The 18,418-nt window shown below is 34.5% G+C and carries 15 protein-coding genes; 8 read left to right on the plus strand and 7 right to left on the minus strand.

Annotated features, from left to right (window positions below; translation table 11 throughout):
* Nucleotides 1–3: 3 nt before the first annotated feature.
* Together KFZ70_RS16985 and KFZ70_RS16990 are read right to left on the minus strand one after the other, a co-directional pair.
* Nucleotides 4–930, minus strand: a complete 927-nt coding sequence (locus tag KFZ70_RS16985) for a lytic transglycosylase domain-containing protein (RefSeq protein WP_139697781.1) — start codon at nt 928–930, stop codon at nt 4–6.
* Between the two features lie 35 nt (nt 931–965).
* A complete protein-coding gene (locus tag KFZ70_RS16990; RefSeq protein ID WP_139697964.1) occupies nt 966–1,631 on the minus strand; it encodes an alpha/beta hydrolase in 666 nt (221 codons plus the stop codon).
* Nucleotides 1,632–1,745: 114 nt separating this feature from the next.
* Between KFZ70_RS16990 and KFZ70_RS16995 the strand changes: the two genes are divergently transcribed.
* Nucleotides 1,746–2,042 carry a GNAT family N-acetyltransferase gene (locus KFZ70_RS16995; protein ID WP_139697783.1) on the plus strand — a complete coding sequence of 99 codons (297 nt, stop codon included), beginning with the start codon at nt 1,746–1,748 and terminating at the stop codon, nt 2,040–2,042.
* Between the two features lie 56 nt (nt 2,043–2,098).
* Here the strand turns inward: KFZ70_RS16995 and mtaB are convergent, their stop codons facing one another.
* Nucleotides 2,099–3,424, minus strand: coding sequence for a tRNA (N(6)-L-threonylcarbamoyladenosine(37)-C(2))-methylthiotransferase MtaB (gene mtaB / locus KFZ70_RS17000; RefSeq protein WP_139697785.1), 1,326 nt, complete (start codon nt 3,422–3,424; stop codon nt 2,099–2,101).
* Nucleotides 3,425–3,558: 134 nt separating this feature from the next.
* On the opposite strand from mtaB, the gene KFZ70_RS17005 reads away from it, so the two are divergent.
* A complete protein-coding gene (locus KFZ70_RS17005; protein ID WP_139697787.1) occupies nt 3,559–5,208 on the plus strand; it encodes an ABC transporter substrate-binding protein in 1,650 nt (549 codons plus the stop codon).
* Here KFZ70_RS17005 and KFZ70_RS17010 read toward each other — a convergent pair.
* Nucleotides 5,141–5,881 (minus strand): lysoplasmalogenase family protein, encoded by a 741-nt coding sequence (locus tag KFZ70_RS17010; protein ID WP_407515783.1) that lies wholly within the window; start codon nt 5,879–5,881, stop codon nt 5,141–5,143. The genes KFZ70_RS17005 and KFZ70_RS17010 overlap by 68 nt on opposite strands.
* A 203-nt stretch (nt 5,882–6,084) precedes the next feature.
* Between KFZ70_RS17010 and purL the strand changes: the two genes are divergently transcribed.
* From purL to KFZ70_RS17030, 4 genes are all read left to right on the plus strand, one after another.
* Nucleotides 6,085–9,741, plus strand: a complete 3,657-nt coding sequence (gene purL / locus KFZ70_RS17015; RefSeq protein WP_139697789.1) for a phosphoribosylformylglycinamidine synthase — start codon at nt 6,085–6,087, stop codon at nt 9,739–9,741.
* A gap of 132 nt (nt 9,742–9,873) precedes the next feature.
* Entirely contained in the window at nt 9,874–10,329 is a 456-nt protein-coding gene (locus KFZ70_RS17020; RefSeq protein WP_139697790.1) for a hypothetical protein, read from the plus strand.
* Nucleotides 10,330–10,400: 71 nt separating this feature from the next.
* Nucleotides 10,401–10,745, plus strand: a complete 345-nt coding sequence (locus KFZ70_RS17025; RefSeq protein WP_139697791.1) for a hypothetical protein — start codon at nt 10,401–10,403, stop codon at nt 10,743–10,745.
* Nucleotides 10,746–10,845: 100 nt separating this feature from the next.
* Nucleotides 10,846–11,250, plus strand: a complete 405-nt coding sequence (locus tag KFZ70_RS17030) for a T9SS type A sorting domain-containing protein (RefSeq protein WP_139697792.1) — start codon at nt 10,846–10,848, stop codon at nt 11,248–11,250.
* Nucleotides 11,251–11,339: 89 nt separating this feature from the next.
* Here KFZ70_RS17030 and KFZ70_RS17035 read toward each other — a convergent pair whose 3' ends face one another.
* Genes KFZ70_RS17035 through pflB form a run of 3 tightly spaced genes read right to left on the minus strand, consistent with a single transcriptional unit; the run spans nt 11,340 to nt 15,710 of the window.
* The gene (locus KFZ70_RS17035) at nt 11,340–12,617 is read right to left on the minus strand and encodes an OFA family MFS transporter (protein WP_139697793.1); all 1,278 of its coding nucleotides are present in this window, start codon (nt 12,615–12,617) and stop codon (nt 11,340–11,342) included.
* Nucleotides 12,618–12,655: 38 nt separating this feature from the next.
* A complete protein-coding gene (pflA, locus tag KFZ70_RS17040; RefSeq protein ID WP_139697794.1) occupies nt 12,656–13,429 on the minus strand; it encodes a pyruvate formate-lyase-activating protein in 774 nt (257 codons plus the stop codon).
* A 55-nt stretch (nt 13,430–13,484) separates the two neighbouring features.
* A complete protein-coding gene (gene pflB, locus KFZ70_RS17045) occupies nt 13,485–15,710 on the minus strand; it encodes a formate C-acetyltransferase (protein ID WP_139697795.1) in 2,226 nt (741 codons plus the stop codon).
* 375 nt (nt 15,711–16,085) lie between these two features.
* On the opposite strand from pflB, the gene KFZ70_RS17050 reads away from it, so the two are divergent.
* Both KFZ70_RS17050 and KFZ70_RS17055 read left to right on the plus strand, forming a co-directional pair.
* Nucleotides 16,086–17,864, plus strand: a complete 1,779-nt coding sequence (locus tag KFZ70_RS17050; protein ID WP_139697797.1) for a long-chain fatty acid--CoA ligase — start codon at nt 16,086–16,088, stop codon at nt 17,862–17,864.
* A 99-nt stretch (nt 17,865–17,963) separates the two neighbouring features.
* On the plus strand, nt 17,964–18,407 hold the full coding sequence (locus tag KFZ70_RS17055; protein ID WP_139697799.1) for a MarR family winged helix-turn-helix transcriptional regulator: 444 nt from the start codon (nt 17,964–17,966) through the stop codon (nt 18,405–18,407).
* Nucleotides 18,408–18,418 lie beyond the last annotated feature (11 nt).

The raw sequence follows: 18,418 nt of genomic DNA on the forward strand, positions 1-18,418 counted from the left end.
GTACTAGTTTACCATATAGTGGCCTTCTTGAGGTATCTCAATAAAGTACTGTTTTCTTGACTTATTATTTAGGTGTGGTTCTCTTAACCAAGGATTGTGCAATTTGAGTATTTTATAATTTATTCCAAATTCTTGGGCAAACTTATAAAAATTAGTAACCACAGTATCTACCTCAACTTTAAAGGTTGGAACGCTATTGTACAAATCTTTATCCCTAAAATTAAACCCATATTTGGTAGGGTGAGACAAAATTTCTTTGAGTGCGATAATTCTGAATACATAACGACCTGTTTCTTCCCCTAAAAGTAAATCATAATAACTAGAAACTTCTTGTTCTTCAAGCCTGCGCTCAACACCCGACTTTCCTGCATTATAAGAGGCAGCAGCAAGCGTCCATGACCCTAATTTGTCTTTGGCCTCAATTAAATATTTACACGCAACGTGCGTTGCTTTTTCTAAATTATAACGTTCATCAACATTGCTATTAACCTCCAAACCATTCTCTCGGGCTGTTGCTGGCATAATTTGCCAAACACCCCTTGCTCCGGCAGGTGACACGGCATTAGTTAAACCACTTTCAATAACAGCCAAATACTTAAAATCATCTGGCACTCCATGTGCTTTTAAAATAGGTTCTATAACAGGAAAATACTTCTTAGCACGCTTAAACATCAACAAACCATTTGATTGCCAATAGGTATTAACCAGTAACTCCCTATCCATGCGCTCATAAATATCAGGGTTATTAAGCGGCACAGACTCACCAGCAAAATTTAAATCATCTGGCACTTGTAATGCGTACACATTATAATCATTGATTAATTTTTTTTCAAAATTTTCATCGGTTGGCGCGTCTTGGAGGGCATAAATAAAAAGTGCGCATAAACTTAATAATCCCACAAACGCCAAAAATCGTTCTACTATTTTCATCTTTAAAAAGTTTGTCTAAAGATAAAAAAAACGACCTAGTTACTAATAATTATCTTTGGTAAATTTTCGTTAAACCACTTATACTTATTAATAATCATGATGTGGGTACCATTAGGAATAACCATACAATTCTCAATGTATTTTATAGGAAAAACAGAATCGTGATCGCCATGTATATGCACAATATTTGGATTATAAGTTTCTTGTTGCCAGCACACCATCTCTTTAATTGCCCAACTTAAATATGTATTATTATTTACAGAAAGGTATTTTTTATAAAGTTCAACGCGCTTTGTCATGAGTTTTCCGAAAGCATATTTTTCAAAAATCTCAATTTTACTTGCTAAATGCGTTGGAACTAGTTTATAAGCACCTGTAGATTTTACCAACAACATTCTTGACGGTAGCTCATATTTACTTTTAACACTTGATACTATTATTAACTTTCTTACCTTAATCAACCGGGCTATTTCCTGTACCAAAACACCCCCAAAAGACACGCCTAATAGCACAATATTTTCATGTTTAATATGTTGACACATCCTCCTAGCATAGGCACTTAGTGATTCATCCCCTAAGGGTATCATCCATTCTAAATAATGAATATCAAATTGGTCTTTTGGTAAGTTTATATATTCAAATATCTTAGGACTAGCCGCCATACCAGGCATTAAATACACATGTATTACCCCTTGAAACATAAGCATTTAACATTAATTTTACTTTCTGTTAACAATTATTTTTTGTACTTTTGCACAAAGTTATAGAAATAGTATTCGCTATTTTAATTTCCATAAATATAAAACAATAATAAGATGGTTGAAGCTGCAGAATTAATTGACAATGATTTTTTACGTCAATACGAGATTAAAATTGATGGTCAATTAGCAAAAATTGAGTACTCATTACAAGAGCGAAAAATTTTTCTAACCAAACTAATTATTCCAGAAGACATTAACGATGAGGACTTTAAAAAAGACTTTTTAAAACTTGTTTTTGAGCAAATTGAAGAACGTAATTTAAGCGTTGTTCCTACAAGTCCTGAAATTGCAAAGTTTGTACGAAGCAACAGAAAGTACAAAAGAATGCTACCCGTTGGTGTTAGAATTTAATATTGTAAGATTCATTTGAAAAACTAAAAAACCGAAACTTAAATGTTTCGGTTTTTTTATGCTACTTTTTCCTCTTGAAAATTGAATCTTACCAATCCATCTTCATCTATATGAGTGAGTTCAACAACATGCAACGTGTTTACCAATTCAGGATTCCATGGTGCTTTCACTTTTACATAATTTTCTGTAAATCCATGTATATAGCCCTCTTTATTTTCACTTTCAAATAGCACAGTGCGTTTGGTATTAAGTTGACTTTCATAAAACGCACGGCGTTTTTTTACTGATAAACCACGTAGCATTTTACTACGTTTACTTCTTACATTATTAGGAACCACACTATCCATGGTAGCCGCCTCTGTATTATCTCGTTCTGAATAGGTAAAAACATGGAGGTATGAAACATCTAAATCCACTAAAAAATTATAGGTTTCAAGAAATTGTTCATCGGTTTCCCCAGGAAAACCAACAATCACATCAACCCCAATACAAGCATGTGGCATCACTTCCTTTATTTTTGCCACTCTATCAACATACAGTTCACGCATATAGCGACGTTTCATTTTTTTTAAAACCGCATTAGACCCCGATTGCAAAGGCACATGGAAATGTGGCACAAATGCTCTAGATTTTGAAACTAAATCTATCGTCTCATTTTTTAGTAAATTAGGTTCTATTGATGATATACGCAAGCGCTCAATCCCTGCTACTTGATCTAATTCTGTTACTAAATCAAGAAACGTATGTTCATGCTTTTTATTACCAAATTCGCCTTTACCATAATCTCCAATATTTACACCTGTTAAGACAATTTCCTTAATATTTTGTTCTGAAATTTCTTTGGCGTTTTTTAGTACATTTTGCATAGTATCACTCCTAGAAATACCTCTTGCCAGTGGAATGGTACAATACGTACATTTATAGTCACAACCATCCTGAACTTTTAAAAAAGCACGCGTTCTATCCCCAATAGAGTATGAGCCCACATAAAAATCGGCCTCTTCAATTTCACAAGAATGTACTTCTCCAAAATCATTTTTTGACAAATCATTCAAGTAATCGGTAATCTTAAATTTTTCTGTTGCCCCTAGTACCAAATCTACACCATTTACATCAGCTAATTCTTGAGGTTTTAGTTGCGCATAACACCCTACCGCTGCAACAAAAGCATTGGGATTTACTTTTTGAGCCTGCTTCACAATAGTTTTAAAACGCTTATCGGCATTCTCTGTTACAGAACATGTATTAATTACATATATATCGGCTTTTTCAGCGAAATCAACCCTTTCAAATCCTTCATTGTGAAAATCTCTCGCAATAGTTGAGGTTTCCGAAAAATTCAACTTACAACCTAAAGTATAAAAAGCGACTTTTTTATTCATATCTTTTTTATTTCCGTGAAAACAGAAAACTAATTACTTTTACATGCAGCATTGCAAATAGCAAAACGTAAACAACAAATTTCATTTACTATTACGCTCCATAAGAGCCTGCAAATTTACAACTAATAAGTTATATGTTAAAACCTAATTCGAACGAAATAATTAACTATTTATCAATTAGTTGTGTTGTTTTTTTGCTTTTATCCTGTGGAAAGAAGACTAAACTAAATAGAGACCATTTAGTTTTTAGGTATAATGAATATGCCAATATTAACACCTTAGATCCAGCTTTTTCAAGAACATTACAAGACAACAACGTGTGCAATCAATTGTTTAATGGCCTAGTTCAGCTTGATGATCAATTAAACATTCTACCCTGTATAGCAAAGCGTTGGTCCGTTTCTGAAGATGGATTAACCTACAACTTTGTATTACGGAATGATGTATACTTTCATAAGCATCCGCTACTAGGCAAAGACTCTACCAGAACTGTAACACCAACAGACTTTGAATATAGTTTTAACCGTTTGAGAGATAACGAACTAGCTGCTCCCGGAAGCTGGGTTTTAAACAAAGTAGATAATTTTAAAGCAATAAATGACTCAATTTTTGAAATCTATTTAAAACAACCTTTTCCTGCATTTATTGGCTTACTCACCATGAAATACTGCTCTGTAGTGCCTAAAGAAGTGGTAGAATATTATGGTATTGATTTCAGATCACATCCCGTTGGAACAGGTCCTTTTTATTTTAAGCGTTGGGAAGAAAATATTAAACTTGTTTTTAGGAGACATAAAAACTATTTTGAAAAGGACGCAAACGGGCAAGCATTGCCCTATTTAGAAGCTGTAGCAGTAACCTTTTTACCCGATAAACAGAGTGAATTTCTTCAATTTGCACAAGGTAATATTGATTACCTCTCAGGTCTAGATGCTTCGTATAAAGATGAACTCCTTACCGCCGATGGCCAATTAAGACGTAAATACAGTAATGCTGTAAACATTATAAAAGGCCCATATTTAAACACAGAATATCTTGGTTTTTATCTAGATTCTGAAACCCCTGAAATACAATCAGAAGCCATTAGAAAAGCCATAAATTATGGTTTTAATCGTAAAAAAATGATAACCTATTTGCGCAATGGCATTGGCAATCCTGCTCAAGGCGGCTTCATTCCTCTGGGTCTTCCTGGTTATTCAAAAACAAATGGATTTGCCTACAACCCACAATTAGCAAAGCAATTAGTTGAAACGTTTAAAACCGAAAGCGGTATATCCCACCCTGAAATCACATTGGTAACCACCAGTAATTACCTTAGTTTTTGTGAATTTATTCAGCGTGAAATGGAAAAAGCCGGATTAAAGATGCATATTGATGTCATGCCAGAGGCTTCTTTACGGTCTGCTCGGTCAAATGGAAAAGTAGATATGTTTCGTAGCTCATGGATAGCCGATTATTTAGATGCCGAAAACTATCTTTCTATTTTTTATAGTAAAAATTTTGCCCCAGGCGGTTCCAACTACTTTCATTATAATAATAAACAGTTTGATTCGCTCTATAATCATGCATTCACCATTACTGATATAGAAAAGCGAAAACATCTTTATACAAAAATGGATTCTTTAGCTATGGATAAAGCCTTAATGGTACCTTTATACTATGATGAAGTTGTGCGGTTTACTCAAAAAAATGTGAAGGGATTAGGCGTAAACCCGATTAATCTTTTAGATTTAAAACGTGTACAGAAGGATACTTCTGTTTCTTTTCCAAAATCACACCCTTAACAATAAGTAACATAGCAAGTCCGTAAAAAAACATAATGATTGTATCTTGAAAAGGCACATCTCCCCTAAATGTCTTTATCACCATGACCCCTTCTGAAATAAAAAAGCAGATTACACCATAAAACACAAATTTATAACTCGCATCATTCACACTACCCTTTCTTAAATAAGTAAGTTGAAACATAAGCAATGAGATGAAATAACTAATTATTACGGGTAAAAAAAATGCATTTAAATAATCATAAACATAGCTTACTATAGCTAAAGTGTAAAGAAAAATGACTATTGAAAAAGGAATTAACCGAGATACCCTAAAATCATTCTTATTAGAAAACCTAAAACTAAAAAATAATTTACCTAAGGTAAATAAAAGCAAACTTAAACCAAGACAAACTACATTTTCATGTGATATTATAAGCATATCTCCCAGAAAAAAGACACTCAAACCCAGAAACATCCACCAAAAATTACGCTTATTATCCTCTTCCTGATGTGTTAAATAAAACACAATAAGCAGCAGTATCACAGGGGCTTTAGAGATATATCTAAATGGAAATATAGGACAGTATAGTTTTACGAAAATATCTATAACCAGTACAAATAAAAACACAAAAGTAAACTTTTGTTTATTGCTAATTAAGGCATTCATAGCGTGTTTTTGGGGCTTTCTCAAAGCTAAATACAGCTTCAAATCTAGGTCGAAATATAAAAATTATTTCAGAATTAAACCTATACACATGAGATTTTGAACACACCACATATTAATTATGCAGAAACCTCATTAAATAAGCGCTTAAAATGTAAATTATTTATAATCTATATAGCGTAAAAAAATGTATTTTTGCGTTTTCTTAAACACACACAAATCAATACATAATGATTCATTTCTTTGGAAACGTTAATAGCAAAGTATTTGCTGTTCAAACAACAAAAGAATTATCAACAGAAACTATTTCAAAATTAACATGGCTTTTTGGCAATCAACCTAAGTTAGAGCAAGCATCATTGGATGCTTTTTTTGTTGGTCCTCGCGCTGCTATGATTACCCCTTGGAGTACCAATGCCGTTGAAATTACTCAAAACATGGGGATTCAAGGCATTATTAGAATTGAAGCGTTTGAAGTGGTGGCAGAAGATTTCAAAGATTTTGACCCCATGATTTCTGAAAAATTTAACGGCTTAAATCAAGATTCTTTTACTATTAACATTGAACCAGAACCCATTCTTGATATTAAAGATATTGCCGCCTACAACATTCAGGAAGGTCTTTCTTTAAGTGATGAAGAGGTAGACTATTTAGAAAATGTTTCTAAGAAAATTGGGCGTCCTTTAACCGATTCTGAGGTTTTCGGATTTTCACAAGTAAATAGTGAGCACTGTCGCCACAAAATTTTCAACGGAACCTTTGTTATTGACGGTGAAGAAAAACCAACCTCATTATTCAAATTAATCAGAAAAACATCTGAAACTAATCCAAACTCTATTGTTTCAGCCTATAAAGATAACGTAGCCTTTATTGAAGGCCCAAAAGTAGAACAATTTGCTCCTAAACGTGCCGATGTTCCTGATTTTTACACCACTAAAGATTTTGATTCTGTTATTTCATTAAAAGCAGAAACCCACAACTTCCCAACAACAGTAGAGCCTTTTAACGGAGCCGCAACGGGTTCTGGGGGTGAAATTCGTGATCGTTTAGCTGGAGGAAAAGGATCCCTTCCATTAGCTGGAACAGCTGTTTATATGACATCTTACTCCCGTTTAGAAGAAAACAGACCATGGGAAAAAGCGGTTGAAGAACGCGATTGGTTATACCAAACCCCCATGGATATTTTAATAAAAGCGTCAAATGGTGCTTCAGATTTCGGGAACAAATTTGGGCAACCCTTAATCTGTGGTTCTGTATTAACTTTTGAACATGAAGAAGATGCACGCAAACTTGGTTTTGATAAAGTTATCATGCAAGCTGGCGGAATTGGTTATGGTAAAAAAGAACAAGCTTTAAAAGACACCCCAAAAACAGGTGATAAAATTGTTATTCTAGGTGGTGAAAACTACCGTATTGGGATGGGCGGCGCTGCCGTATCAAGTGCCGATACTGGTGAATTTGCTTCAGGTATCGAATTAAATGCGGTGCAACGTTCTAACCCCGAAATGCAAAAACGTGCTGCTAATGCGGTTCGTGGGATGGTAGAAAGCGATGACAACTTTATCGTTTCTATTCATGATCATGGGGCAGGCGGACACTTAAACTGTTTATCAGAATTGGTGGAAGATACTGGTGGAAAAATTGATTTAGATGCGCTTCCTGTTGGAGACCCAACACTTTCAGACAAAGAAATTATTGGTAACGAATCTCAAGAACGTATGGGATTGGTTATTGGTGAAAAACATATTGAAACATTACAACGTATTGCTGAGCGCGAGCGCTCGCCAATGTACACGGTAGGTGATGTAACAGGAGATGACCGATTTACGTTTGAATCAAAATCAAACGGTCGCAAGCCCATGGATTTAGCCATGGAAGATATGTTTGGCAGCTCGCCAAAAACAGTCATGACAGACAAAACAGTTAACAGAAATTATAGTGATGTAAGTTATATTTCTAATAAATTCTATGATTACTTAGATCAGGTTTTACAACTGGAAGCCGTAGCTTGTAAAGATTGGTTAACCAATAAAGTAGACCGCTGTGTTGGTGGTAAAGTTGCTAAACAACAATGTGTTGGACCATTACAACTACCTCTTAACAATGTTGGGGTTATGGCGTTAGACTTTAAAGGTAAAGAAGGTATTGCAACCTCTATTGGGCACTCCCCTATTTCTGGTTTAATTAACCCAGTGGCAGGTAGTAGAAACTCTATTACGGAGTCGTTAACCAATATTATCTGGGCTCCGTTAAAAGACGGATTACAATCGGTATCCCTTTCTGCAAACTGGATGTGGCCTTGTAAAAATGAAGGTGAAGATGCCCGTTTATACGAAGCTGTTGAAGCCGTTTCTGAATTTGCTATCGACTTAGGTATCAATGTCCCAACGGGTAAAGATTCCTTATCAATGAAGCAAAAGTATCCGAATGAAGATGTTATTGCGCCTGGTACGGTTATCATTTCGGCTGCAGGTAGCTGTAACGACATTAATAAAGTGGTAGAACCAGTATTTAAAAAACAGGCAGGTGCTATTTACTACATCAACATTTCTCAGGATAGTTTTAAACTTGGTGGAAGTTCATTTGCTCAGGTTATTAATAAAATAGGTAAAGATGCACCGAATATAAATGATGCCACTTATGTAAAAACCGTTTTCAATACCATTCAAAATTTAATTAAACACGAACAAATTGTTGCTGGTCATGACGTCGCTTCCGGTGGATTAGTGACTACTTTATTAGAAATGTGTTTTGCTGATACGCATACAGGAGCCGAGTTAGATATAACAGCTTTAGCTGAAAAAGATTCGTTTAAAGTTTTATTTGCCGAAAATGCAGGTATCGTTATTCAAGCGAAAGATACCTCCGTAGAAAAAGTTTTATCTGAAGCCAGTATTGAATTTTTCAATATCGGTAAAGTGACTGATTCTGATACGCTAAGCATTATTAACGGAACAGAAGTATTTACCATGATGGTATCTCGTTTGCGTGATGTTTGGTACAAAACCTCATACTTATTAGACCAAAAACAAACGGCAAACGGATTAGCACAAGATCGTTTTGATAATTATAAAAATCAACCACTTCAGTATATCTTCCCTAAACATTTTACAGGAAAGCGTCCTGAATTAAATAGCAAAAGACCAAAAGCTGCTATATTACGTGAAAAGGGAAGTAACTCAGAACGTGAAATGGCAAATGCTATGTATTTAGCTGGTTTTGATGTAAAAGACGTACATATGACCGATTTAATTTCTGGTCGTGAAACTCTTGAAGATATTCAGTTTTTAGGAGCTGTGGGAGGCTTCTCTAATTCAGACGTTTTAGGTTCTGCTAAAGGTTGGGCTGGTGCCATTAAGTACAACGAAAAGGCCAATAAAGCTATTCAGGATTTCTTTAACAGAGAAGACACCTTATCGATTGGAATTTGTAATGGCTGTCAACTGTTTATGGAGTTGGAAGAAATTAACCCAGACCACAAAGTGCATGGAAAAATGCTTCATAACGATTCTCATAAACACGAAAGTTCATTTACTTCTGTAAAAATTCAGGAAAACAACTCCATTATGCTTTCAACATTGGCTGGTAGTACTTTAGGGGTTTGGATTTCGCATGGCGAAGGTAAATTTAGCCTTCCTTACGGTGAAGATCAATATCATATAGTGGCTAAATATGGTTACGAAGGGTATCCGCATAATCCTAATGGATCAGATTTTAACACCGCTATGATGTGTGATAAAACAGGGCGTCACTTAGTAACTATGCCGCATATTGAGCGTTCTACCTTCCAATGGAACTGGGCTAATTACCCTGATGGCAGACAAGACGACGTAACTCCTTGGTTAGAAGCTTTTGTTAATGCCAGACTTTGGATAGAAAAGCACTAAACCAACAATCTATATTTTAGAAAAAGCCTTTATAAAAAAGGCTTTTTTTATTTGATTATATTTTGATATTTTTCTTTCATGAAAGAAAACATCTTGAAAATCCTACTTTTTTGCTCTTGCTTTTACCTAACAGTGAAATCAAATGCATATTCAGCAAATAAAGTCACGCGTTACTTTTTTAAAAACGGTAATATTTCCATTGAAGAATGGTACGGAACAGACGATAAAATTGATAGCCTAAAAACATATTATAAAAGTGGCTCACTAAACGAAATTTATTATTACAAGAAAGGCATGCTGAATGGTTTAGGGTATAGCTTTGACAAAACAGGTAAAAAAACCACCACATGGGAATTTAAAAAAGGAAGAACCATTAAACGTCTTAATCACACTTTAAGCTTTGATAATTTAACTGAACCAGCTGTTAAACGTCTTTTTGATAAACTTAGTGAGTTAAACAAGGTAATATTAGATAATGCCGAAAATCATGAGGCTCGTTTGAGAAGAGCTCAGATTAGAATGGAACTTGGTAATAAGGTTTTAGCTTTAGATGATTTTTTAGACTTGAAGATCAATTTTATTGGCTAAAAAAGTCAGGATATACTCTTAAAAAAGATTTTTTAGCCGCTTTTTATGGTAACCTCGGACAAGTTTATTCCATGTTAGAACAGCCTGATAAAGCCTTACACTATCAATACAAAAATTTGTTATTAACTTCCGAGGAAATCAAGACAAAAAAGGATGAAGTGAGACACATGGTTTCTACTTACAATTTGGGTTCATCATTATATAATATGGAAGCCTACAGGCTTTCGCTTCATTATTTAAATATCGTTTTAAAAAAATGGAAAAAACATGGTTTTGCGAACCGAACAATTGCAGCTGTATACACCGACTTAGGTATGTTTAAACAAGCACTAATTCATGCAGAAACTGCTTTTCCAAAGGAAGATACCATAAATGCACATAGCTATAAAAACCAACAAAAGATCTCAGGACAATAAGAGGGTGGTTATATTATAAAACTGGTGATACAGATAAGGACATTATCGATTTGACGGAAGCCGTTGAAATAAACCTAAAAATGCTTATGCACACAGATACTTGGGAGTTATTTATCATGACCTAGGAAATCATAAATTGGCTTGTAAACACCTACAAAAAGCTAAAAGTTTACATTATGAGGATTATAAAGACGCAAATAATTTAGACATATATATAAAAGGTTCTTGTGATAATGAACCTGTCGAAATTGAAGAAAATAACACCTATGCTAAATTACTAAAAGCCCCGTACATCTCGCCAAACCCAACCAAAGAACAATTTTCAGTTAAAAACTTACCGTTTGAGGTGTTCAACTATACTATTCATGATATGTTTTCCAAGAAAGTTTTACAAGGGCAAACAACAGACAATACTATTAATATCTCAAGATTACCCAGCAGAGTATATTACGTACATATTGTTCAAGATGAACTAAATCAAAAACTCCTTTTAATTAAAGAGTAAAGTTTTTCATTACTTTATAAAAGCGAAAAACACTTTGCATATTAAAAAGCAAAGTGTTTTTCTATTTAATCAAACCAACCAAAAAAACGTTATGCAAACTTCAACTTCTTATTCGCCGCTTCCGTTTTTAAATTCATCTTTTTATATGCTTTGACCACTGTTATTTTCATTAATATTGAAACTATTAATGCTATAACAAATAAGCCAGCAAATACATGTAATGTTGTATCTAATGATCCTGTGGCATTTTTTACCATGTCATAAATAGTAGGACCTACTACACCTGCTAATCCCCAAGCGGCCAATACCATACCATGAATGGCTCCCAATTGTTTTGTTCCAAACAAATCACCCAAGAAAGCGGGCAATGTAGCAAAACCACCACCATACATAGTAATTACGGTAAATAATACAATTAAGAACGCTAGTTCCATTGTAATTTCTGGTAAGAAATAAAAGGCTAATATTTGAAATCCGAAGAAAATAATAAAGGTATTGGCTCTACCAAGATAATCAGAAAGTGTAGACCACATAATTCTTCCTAAACCATTAAACACCCCTATTAAACCAACTATACCCGCAGCTTCCATTGGTGTATAATTTAGTTTTTCCTGCATCATTGGGCTCGCGGCCGAAATAATAGCAATACCACAAGAAATATTAATAAACATCATAATCCAGATATAATAAAAACGTGGTGTTTTAAGAGACGCGTTAGCATCAATATTAGCCATATCGGCTTTAATGGTTTTCCCTTCACCAGGTTTAAATCCTTCTGGCATATACCCTTCTGGAGGTCTTTCAATATATCTTGCTGAAGATAAAATTAAAATCATATAAATAATACCTAGAATATAAAATGCGTTTGAAACACCAACAGAATCAAACAAAGATTGCATTACTGGGCCAAATATTAAGGCCGCAAAACCAAAGCCCATGATAGCCATACCAGTTGCCAATCCTCTTCTGTCTGGAAACCATTTTACTAACGTACTTACAGGAGTGATATACCCTAGACCTAAACCAATGCCTCCTATCACACCGTAACATAAATAGAACAAGGTTAATGATTCCAGTTGAACCGCGAACCCTGATCCTAAAATTCCAAAACCGTAAAATAATCCTGCTGTAGTTCCGCTTACTTTCGGCCCTACTTTCTCAACCCATCGTCCTAAAAAGGCTGCTGAAAGCCCCAGTAGTAAGATGGCTATTTTAAAAGCCCATTTTATAACACTTCCATCTACATCAAAAACATCTTTAACAGGGTTTGTCATAACAGAGTATGCATAAACAGAACCTATTGAAATATGTATTCCTACCGCAGAGGCAGCAATTAGCCATCTATTTTTTAGTTTTTTAGTTTTCATAATTTCATTAATTTTCGATGTTGTTTAGAACATCTTATTTAGTTAACCTTTACTTCTTTGAAGTAGTTTTTCAATATATTAACTGCTCCTTGAAGTTCTTCATCTGTATTTTCACGAGCATCTTTCAATTGATAATCCCAACCAAGGGTATCCCATTTATGAATCCCTAATTTATGATACGGTTGAATTTCAATTTTCTCTATAGTTTTATAATCTTTAAAATATTCACCTAGTGCGTGTAATAATTCTGGTTTGTTTGTAATCTCTGGAATTAAAACATACCGCAACCACATTGTTTTTCCTGATTGCTCTCTATGTTTTGCAAAATTGAATGTGGTTTCTTTATTACGCTGCCCAGTAATGTATTCATACCCTTCCTCTGTCATGTGCTTAATATCTAGCATAACCAAATCTGCATACTCATCAAGCAATTCAACAGCAAAGTGATTTAAAAGTCTACCGTTGGTATCAATATTAGTATGAATACCTTCTTCCTTTAATCGTTTAAAAAAAGGAATTAACTCCTTTGATTGCAGCAAAGGTTCTCCTCCCGAAACTGTTACACCTCCTTTTCTTCCAAAGTAAGGCTTCATCTTTACGGCCCGCTGTACTAAATCTTCAATATGGTATTCCTGCCCTCCTGTTGTATCAATTGTATCAGGGTTATGGCAGTACAAGCATTTTAATTTACAACCTTGTAAAAAAATTACAAATCTAATACCTGGACCATCGTGAGTTCCAAAGGACTCAATAGAGTGAACCCTTAATGTGTTGTCTTGAGTTTTGATAATATTCGTTTTTAAAATTAGCATCCGAAAATTAAGCTTTTAAACTTAATTTTCAGATGCATTCAAAATATTAATAAAACTACATGGATTCGTGGAAAGAACGTGTAATAACTTCCATTTGCTGCTCTCTTGTTAATCTAACAAAGTTTACAGCGTAACCAGAAACACGAATGGTTAATTGAGGATACTCTTCTGGGTGCTCCATAGCATCCATTAAAGTTTCTCTGTTTAGCACATTCACATTTAAGTGCTGTGCTTTTCTAGTGAAATAACCATCAATTATAGACACTAAATTTTCAATTCTATCAGTTTCATCAGATCCTAAAGATTTTGGTACCATTGAAAAGGTATTTGAAATACCATCTAAAGAATTTCTATAATCAATTTTAGATACTGAGTTTAAAGATGCTATAGCACCATTACAATCACGACCGTGCATTGGGTTTGCGCCTGGAGCAAAAGGAATACCATTGGCTCTACCATCTGGTGTAGCTCCTGTTTTCTTACCATAAGACACGTTTGATGTAATAGTTAATACAGATAGTGTAGGCTCTGCATCTTTATAAACTGGTAATTGTTTAAGCTCGTTATTAAAATCGGCAACGGCATTAGCAGCTAAAGCATCTACTCTATCATCATCATTACCATATTTAGGGAACTCGCCTTCAATTTTAAATTCTACAGATAAACCTTCTTCGTTTCTAATTGGTTTTACTTTAGCATATTTAATAGCTGACAATGAATCGGCCACAATTGATAAACCAGCAATACCGTAAGCTATGTTAATACTTGGGTTAGTATCTATTAAAGACATTTGCGCTTTTTCATAGTAGTACTTATCATGCATGTAGTGAATAATGTTCATAGAATCATTATAAACTCTTGCCACCTGCTTCATGGCAATTTTAAAGTTAGCCATAACTTTATCAAAGTCTAAGTACTGGCCTTCTAAAGGTTCAATACCTTCCACCATTAATGTTCCTGTATTTTCACAACGACCACCATTAATAGCTAACAATAACGTTTTTGCTAAGTTTGTTCTAGCCCCAAAGAACTGAATAGATTTACCTAAACTTTGGTAAGACACACAACATGCTATACCATAATCATCAGAACCACGCTCAGCTCTCATTAAGTTATCATTTTCAAACTGAATTGAAGAGGTGTCAATAGCTACTTTAGCACAGAAATCTTTAAAATTTTGCGGCAATTCTTGTGACCAAAGTACGGTCATATTTGGTTCTGGAGATGGCCCTAAGTTATAAAGTGTGTTTAAGAAACGGAAGGAAGTTTTAGTTACTTTAGTTCTTCCATCTTCAAACATCCCACCAATAGCTTCAGTAACCCAAGTAGGGTCTCCTGCAAAAATCTCATCGTAAGCACTCATTCTTAAGTGACGCACCATACGTAATTTCATCACGAACTGGTCAATGTACTCTTGTGCTTCTTCTTCGGTAATCAGACCTTCTTTTAAATCATTCTCAATATAGATATCTAAAAATGTAGACACATTACCTAAAGACATGGCTGCACCATCTTGTTCTTTAACAGCAGCTAAATACGCCATGTAAGTCCATTGCACGGCTTCACGAGCGTTTTCGGCAGGACGACTTAAATCTAAATCGTACTTAGCACCTAATTCAAGCATATCCTTCAATGCTTTTATTTGCTCTGACACTTCTTCACGTAAACGAATAACAGATTCTGTCATTGGCCCTGTGATATTTTCTAAATCCGCTTTTTTGTTTTCAATCAAAAAGTTGATGCCATATAATGCTACACGACGGTAATCACCAATAATTCTACCTCTAGCGTAGTTATCTGGCAGTCCTGTTAAGAACCCTAATGAGCGGTATTTTCTTATCTCAGAAGTATATGCATCAAAAACACCATCATTATGGGTTTTTACATATTTAGAGAACAGTTCAGTTAAATTTTCATTTGGTTTAACACCGTGTTCTGATAACGCTTTTTGTACCACTTTAAAACCACCAAATGGTTTCATGGCACGTTTTAATAACTCATCGGTTTGTAATCCTACAATAACTTCATTCTCCTTATCTATATACCCAGCAGCAAAAGCACTTACCGTTGAAATAGTATCTGTATCAACTGCACGAACGCCATTGCGATCTCTTTCTTCTTTGGTTGCAACTTTACAAACTTCCCATACTTTATTAGTTCGGTCACTTGGTCCTACTAAAAAGCTGTAATCTCCGTAATATGGTGTAATGTTATTAAATACGAAATCTCTAACATTGACTTGTTCAGTCCAAACACCGCCTTTAAATTGTTTTACTTCCATTTTTTTATGTATTAATATTTTGAAAAAATCCGTTTTATTTTACACTTACAAAGGTAGACTCGGATAAAGAAAATAAAACTGACAAAAGTCAGTAAACCACTGATTTTAAAAGTTTTTCATTTTAAAATAATTACGAAAACGTTTGAAATTTTACATCCAATTAACAATTACTTAACACTTTTAACTGAACTACTATGAAAAGGAAAAAATTTTAAGAATTTAATAAAACATTATGAGATTTTTTTAGGTAAAAATTAAGATATTCGTAAAAATTATAAAAAACACTACTAAATCTTTATACCTTCTTTTATCAGTTTATTTGAAAATCTTATTTAATTTCATAATTTGCAATACAGCAAAACATATTAATAGCTAATGATAGAAATAACTAGACTTTTTGATTTTCCTTACTATCAACTCGAAAATAAGCCTAATGAAGCTGCTTTGGTAACAAAGTATGACGGTGAATGGATTAAAACCTCTACTCAAGAATATATTGATAAAGCGAATGCTATAAGCAGGGCGCTTTTAAAATTAGGTGTAAAAAAGGACGATAAAATAGCAGTTATTTCATCAACAAACAGAACCGAATGGAATATAGTTGATGTTGGCGTGCTTCAACTTGGCGCGCAAAATGTTCCTATTTATCCAACAATTTCCCCTGATGATTATGCGTATATACTTAATCATAGTGAATCTATTTATTGCTTTGTTTCCGATGCAGAAGTGTTAGAAAAAGTAAATAAGGTAAAAGCTAAAACCAAATTAAAAGACGTTTACTCCTTTGATGAAATTAAAGGCTGTAAGCACTATTCTGAATTATTAGATTTAGGCAAAGACACAGATAATCAAGAGGCTGTAGAAACCAGAAAAAGAGAAGTAAAATCTACAGATTTAGCTACTATTATCTATACCTCAGGAACCACTGGAAAAGCCAAAGGTGTTATGCTTTCGCACTGGAATATTACAAGTAATGTTTTAGACAGTGTTCCAAGAGTACCCCTTAGAGGGTCTGAAACCAGAGTGCTAAGCTTTCTACCTATTTGTCACATTTTTGAGCGGGTTTTAATTTATGTTTATCAGCATGCAGGCACCTCAATTTACTATGCCGAAGCTCTTGATAAAATTGGTGAAAATGCCAAAGAGATAAAGCCAAACCTTATGAGTGTTGTGCCTAGACTTCTTGAAAAAGTTTATGATAAAATCATGGCTAAGGCGGCCGAGCTATCTGGCATAAAAAAAATGCTGTTCTACTGGGCTGTTAATTTAGGGGAACATTGGGAACCTTACAAAAAAAATGGTGCTTGGTACGAGTTCAAATTAGGTATAGCAAATAAGCTCATTTTTAGTAAGTGGCGCGAAGCTCTCGGCGGAGAACTTTACACAATGGTATCTGGAAGTGCTCCTTTACAACCTAGATTAGCCAGAATATTTGGAGCTGCTGGTATGCTTGTTATGGAGGGCTATGGCCTAACAGAGACGTCGCCTGTAATATCCGTAGGGTATTACAACGACAATATGTATAAGGTAGGTACAGTAGGAAAGCCTATTCGCAATGTTCAAGTAAAAATAGCAGACGATGGTGAAATTTTGATTAAGGGTCCTAATGTTATGTTAGGGTATTACAAGGATCCTGAAAAAACAGCTTCTGTCATGACAGGCGACTATTTTCACACAGGAGATAAAGGCGAAATTGATGCCGACGGTTTTTTAAAAATTACAGGACGCAAAAAAGAAATGTTTAAAACGTCTGGCGGAAAATACGTAATTCCTACGCTTCTTGAAAATGAATTAAAACAATCTCGCTTTATAGAACAAGTCATGGTCATTGGTGAGGGTGAAAAAATGCCTGCTGCCCTAATACAAGTTAACTTTGAATTTGTGCATGAATGGGTAGAGCGCAAACACCATCCCATTGAAGACTCTCATGACGCTATTTCAAACTCAGAAATTGTGCAAAAAAGAATTCAGCAAGAAATAGACAAATGCAACACGAAATTTGGAAAATGGGAACAAATAAAATTATTCCGATTAACTCCTGAAGTATGGTCAATAGATTCAGGACACCTTACGCCTACCTTGAAAATGCGGCGGTCAATTATTCTAGAAAAATATAAAGACCTTATTGAAGACATTTACCGTCCCGTTTCATAAAATTCTCTAAAGGTTTTTTACAGCATTTTTTATGATGTTTTAGTAAAATTTGTTATGCGCGCATAACAAATTTTACTATATTTGAGAAAATCAACTAAAATGAAAGATAAAACCATAGATTACATGCTACGCACCACATGGCTGGCAGTACAAAAAATGTATAATGAAGAAGCCGCCAAATTTGACAGCACCATGGCCACAGGTTTTACACTTTTAAGCATTGATCCTGAAAAAGGAACGCCATCTACAGCATTAGGACCTAAAATGGGCATGGAAGCGACAAGCTTATCAAGAATATTAAAGGCAATGGAGAAAAGAGGACTCATTGAACGAAAACCAAACCCCGAAGACGGGCGTGGTGTTCTCATCTGTTTAACCCCATTTGGTCTTGAAAAAAGAGATCTTTCCAGAGAACGTGTACTCACTTTTAATGATGCTATTAAGCAACATGTATCTGAAGAGCAATTAGCACATTTTTATGACGTTTCTGAAGTTATTTTAGATAGAGTTTGTAACAAAAAAATATACAATCAAAACGATTAGTAAAACACAAC

It is taken from the genome of Allotamlana fucoidanivorans (assembly GCF_045788535.1).
Taxonomy (GTDB): domain Bacteria; phylum Bacteroidota; class Bacteroidia; order Flavobacteriales; family Flavobacteriaceae; genus Allotamlana; species Allotamlana fucoidanivorans.

Excerpts from the sequence above, each read along its gene's own strand:
- KFZ70_RS17035 (WP_139697793.1), bottom strand. The coding sequence starts at position 12,617 with ATGAAAACTAAAAAACTAAAAAATAGATGGCTAATTGCTGCCTCTGCG.
- KFZ70_RS17005 (WP_139697787.1), top strand. The coding sequence starts at position 3,559 with ATGTTAAAACCTAATTCGAACGAAATAATTAACTATTTATCAATTAGT.
- KFZ70_RS17055 (WP_139697799.1), top strand. The coding sequence starts at position 17,964 with ATGAAAGATAAAACCATAGATTACATGCTACGCACCACATGGCTGGCA.
- KFZ70_RS17050 (WP_139697797.1), top strand. The coding sequence starts at position 16,086 with ATGATAGAAATAACTAGACTTTTTGATTTTCCTTACTATCAACTCGAA.
- KFZ70_RS16985 (WP_139697781.1), bottom strand. The coding sequence starts at position 930 with ATGAAAATAGTAGAACGATTTTTGGCGTTTGTGGGATTATTAAGTTTA.
- mtaB (WP_139697785.1), bottom strand. The coding sequence starts at position 3,424 with ATGAATAAAAAAGTCGCTTTTTATACTTTAGGTTGTAAGTTGAATTTT.
- KFZ70_RS16995 (WP_139697783.1), top strand. The coding sequence starts at position 1,746 with ATGGTTGAAGCTGCAGAATTAATTGACAATGATTTTTTACGTCAATAC.
- pflA (WP_139697794.1), bottom strand. The coding sequence starts at position 13,429 with ATGCTAATTTTAAAAACGAATATTATCAAAACTCAAGACAACACATTA.
- KFZ70_RS16990 (WP_139697964.1), bottom strand. The coding sequence starts at position 1,631 with ATGTTTCAAGGGGTAATACATGTGTATTTAATGCCTGGTATGGCGGCT.
- KFZ70_RS17025 (WP_139697791.1), top strand. The coding sequence starts at position 10,401 with ATGTTAGAACAGCCTGATAAAGCCTTACACTATCAATACAAAAATTTG.
- purL (WP_139697789.1), top strand. The coding sequence starts at position 6,085 with ATGATTCATTTCTTTGGAAACGTTAATAGCAAAGTATTTGCTGTTCAA.
- pflB (WP_139697795.1), bottom strand. The coding sequence starts at position 15,710 with ATGGAAGTAAAACAATTTAAAGGCGGTGTTTGGACTGAACAAGTCAAT.